Source organism: Trebonia sp. (genome assembly GCF_049794275.1).
Lineage (GTDB): Bacteria > Actinomycetota > Actinomycetes > Streptosporangiales > Streptosporangiaceae > Trebonia.
Window position 1 is genome coordinate 1 of the sequence record NZ_JBARCR010000843.1, and the last position, 2948, is coordinate 2948.

The 2948-nt window shown below is 67.4% G+C and carries 5 protein-coding genes; 3 read left to right on the forward strand and 2 right to left on the reverse strand.

Annotation, left to right across the window (positions count from 1 at the left end):
* Positions 1-244: 244 nt before the first annotated feature.
* From WA805_RS21830 to WA805_RS21840, 3 genes are all read left to right on the forward strand, one after another.
* Positions 245-835 carry a methyltransferase family protein gene (locus tag WA805_RS21830; protein ID WP_425243260.1) on the forward strand — a complete coding sequence of 197 codons (591 nt, stop codon included), beginning with the start codon at positions 245-247 and terminating at the stop codon, positions 833-835.
* 146 nt (positions 836-981) lie between these two features.
* Positions 982-1578: a hypothetical protein gene (locus WA805_RS21835; protein WP_422278949.1), complete on the forward strand. Its 597-nt coding sequence runs from the start codon at positions 982-984 to the stop codon at positions 1576-1578.
* The gene (locus WA805_RS21840; RefSeq protein WP_422278947.1) at positions 1565-1972 is read left to right on the forward strand and encodes a hypothetical protein; all 408 of its coding nucleotides are present in this window, start codon (positions 1565-1567) and stop codon (positions 1970-1972) included. Before WA805_RS21835 ends, WA805_RS21840 begins: the two co-directional genes overlap by 14 nt.
* Positions 1973-2044: 72 nt before the next feature.
* Here WA805_RS21840 and WA805_RS21845 read toward each other — a convergent pair whose 3' ends face one another.
* Both WA805_RS21845 and WA805_RS21850 read right to left on the reverse strand, forming a co-directional pair.
* On the reverse strand, positions 2045-2428 hold the full coding sequence (locus WA805_RS21845) for a hypothetical protein (RefSeq protein ID WP_422278945.1): 384 nt from the start codon (positions 2426-2428) through the stop codon (positions 2045-2047).
* 80 nt (positions 2429-2508) lie between these two features.
* On the reverse strand, positions 2509-2948 hold a 440-nt coding region (locus tag WA805_RS21850; protein WP_425243261.1), incomplete at its 5' end, for a glycosyltransferase.

A 2948-nucleotide genomic window follows, 5' to 3' on the forward strand; every position in this document is an offset into this window, starting at 1 on the left:
GCGATAGCGCTCGCCGAGCTACCGCAGCCGTGAACGCCTTATGAGCGCACGTTCGGCCGCAGCCTGCACGGGACGTACTGACATGCCGCGCCGCACCGGGAAGGAAACGACAAGACGGTGAGACCTGTCTTGGCTCCCGAGCGGGACTGCCTGCGGGATTGCGCCATCCGGTCCTAATCAGACAATCGGGGACCCGTCCGTTGACAATCCTGTTCCTGGGGTATTCGTTTGCATCGTGAACGTGATGGCGGCGGTCAGCATCGCGGTGTGCTGGCTCGTCTTCACGGCAGTCTGGCTTATCACCGCGAACTACAACGAGACCCGCGCCCCGGCGCAGCGCCAGCGCTCCTGGTACGGAACGGGAGCCATTCCCGTCGTGGTCATCTTCACTGCAGTCCGCCTCGCGGTACCCCGCGCGGACTGGCAGGCGGTGACCTTCTCCGCACCCTGGGCCCGGTTCCTCGGCCTGGCCATCCTGCTCGCCGCCACCGCGCTCACCCTGTGGGCCAGGTTCACGCTCGGCCTCATGTGGAGCGCGGCACCCGCGGTCAAAGAAGGCCACCAGCTGCGCACCAGCGGACCGTACGCCATCACCAGGCACCCCATCTACACCGGGCTGCTGGGCATGCTGCTAGGCACCATGCTGGTGGCCGGAGCCGGGCCGTGGATCGTGCCGTTCCCGATTGCGCTGATCCTGATCGAATTCAAGATCCGCATCGAGGAACGATTCATGACGGCCGAGTTTCCCCAGGACTACCCGCGCTACCGCAGGCGTGTGCCGCAGCTGGTGCCTGGCCTCCGCGTGCTCACCGGCCACCAGGACGTGGCCGGCTAAGACGGCACCGGGCCACGTAAGAGCCCTGGTCGCGGACTAGGCCCACGCCCACCTGTGCATTGCCTTCCTGCCACGCGGCGTACCTGTGCGGACGTTTTAATCACCGGGACCGGGTAGAAGCTGGGCTCGATCACAGGGAGGAACTGATGGCTAGCTGGGTGTGGATCCTGATTGTCATCGCTGCTGTGGTCGTCATCGCCTTGATCGCGATGGCGGTCCGCCAGCGAAGAGCGACGGCGCTACGTGAGCGTTTCGGCCCGGAGTACGACCGGGCAGTAGAGGCCCGGGAGGATCGGCGGGCCGCCGAAGCCGAGTTGCGTGATCGCGAGAAGCAGCGTGCCCGGCTCGACATCAAGCCGCTGCCAGAGGGAACGCGGGCGCGGTTCGCCCAAGAGTGGCAGGACGTGCAGGAACGCTTCGTCGACCAGCCGCAGGAGGCGGTCGTGACCGCTGACAGGCTGCTCTACAGCGTCATGGACGCGCGTGGCTACCCGGTGGGGGATTTCGACGCGCAGGCCGACCTGGTGTCGGTCGACCACCCTGAGGTGGTGGAGGATTACCGGTTCGCGCACGGTATCTGCGAGCGGGCGGGGACCCAGCAGGTGAGCACGGAAGACCTCCGGGAGGCGCTGCTGCACTACCGTTCGCTGTTCAGCGAGCTGCTGCGGGCAGATGGCGACCAGGAGGACGTCACCGAACGGCGGACGACCGATGAGAGCGAGGTGGCCAATGAACGACCCTGAGAGCACGGAAGGCAGGGTGCTGAGCACCGAGCAGATCGCGGCGGCGGGCTCCGAGAGGGAGGATCGCGCGAGCTCGGACCAGAACCCGGCGCTCGACAACGATCCCGGTGCGAGTGATCAGCCCCGGGCGCAGCTGCTGGAAGACAATGAGCTGCAGAATCTCCTCGTGCAGTGGAAGGACATCCAGGCTGAGTTCGTGGACGAGCCGAGGAAAGCGGTCCAGGCCGCTGATGCCCTCGTTGCCGAGCTCATGCAACGGCTAGCTCAGATGTTCGCCAGCGAACGCGCGCAGCTCGAGTCACGGTGGTCCGGTGGCGAGGACGTATCCACCGAGGACCTACGGCGGGGCCTGCGCCGATACCGCTCCTTCTTCGAGCGGCTGCTCGCCGCGTAGCCGAACCGCTGTTCTGCGAGGGCGTCGCTACGGCCACAGGGCCATGCGGCGTTCTTGCATTCTCGCGCCGCTTCATATCGACGGCAGCGTCGGCGGCTCAAGCGGGATCGGCGGTGGCTGCGGCTCTCCGAACGCCGCCTCGGCCGCCGACATGGCGCCGTAGTCGGTCGCAAGGTTGGCGTAGATCGAGTAGATCAGCGTGATGAAGATGCCGAGCTTGAGCCACAGCGTGGGCGTGAAGAAGAACAAGCAGCAGATCAGCGGAAAGTTGATCAACCAGTAGATCGCGCCCCACATATGGACCTTGTACTGGGTGTACGGGTTAGTAGACAGGTCTTTGAAGAGCATGCTCATCCAGCCGTGCCGCATGTGCACCGCCGTATGCGCGGCGTGCAGCCGGCCGACCTCGGCGCGCAACTGGCGGACCTCGGCGGTCAGGGACTCAATCTCAGTCATGGCACTAGTATCAGCGTGCTCACGCCGAGATCACGGAGGATCGGCAGCACGCGCTCCGCCCGGGGGGAGGGGGTTGGCTGTCAGGCCGCCAGCGCCGCCGCCTTGTCCACGGCGGTGTCGTAGACGGCGAGCGTCTCGTGGGCGATCCGGTCCCAGGAGTAGCGGGACCTGGCGCGGTCAGCCGCGGCCACGCTGAACGCCTCGAGCAGCATGGGGTGGGCGAGCAGCTGGCGGATCCGCTGGGCGAGCAGCGCCGGCCGGCCGGGCGGCACCAGGATGCCGGTCGTGCCGTCGACCACGGCGTCGACCTGGCCGCCGACCGCCGTCGCGACGACGGGGGTGCCGCAGGCCATCGCCTGCACGGAGAGCATTCCGGTGGGGTCGTACTCGGAGACGTTGACCAGCAGGTCGGCGGAGCGCAGCAGCGGCGGCAGCGCGCCGCGGCCGACCTCGCCGGCGAACAGCACCCGGCCGGTCACGTCGAGGGACTCGGCGACCTTCGCCAGCCTCCGGTACGCCA

Coding starts and splice junctions, on each gene's coding strand:
- WA805_RS21830 (WP_425243260.1), top strand. CDS start 245: ATGGCGGCGGTCAGCATCGCGGTGTGCTGGCTCGTCTTCACGGCAGTC.
- WA805_RS21835 (WP_422278949.1), top strand. CDS start 982: ATGGCTAGCTGGGTGTGGATCCTGATTGTCATCGCTGCTGTGGTCGTC.
- WA805_RS21840 (WP_422278947.1), top strand. CDS start 1,565: ATGAACGACCCTGAGAGCACGGAAGGCAGGGTGCTGAGCACCGAGCAG.
- WA805_RS21845 (WP_422278945.1), bottom strand. CDS start 2,428: ATGACTGAGATTGAGTCCCTGACCGCCGAGGTCCGCCAGTTGCGCGCC.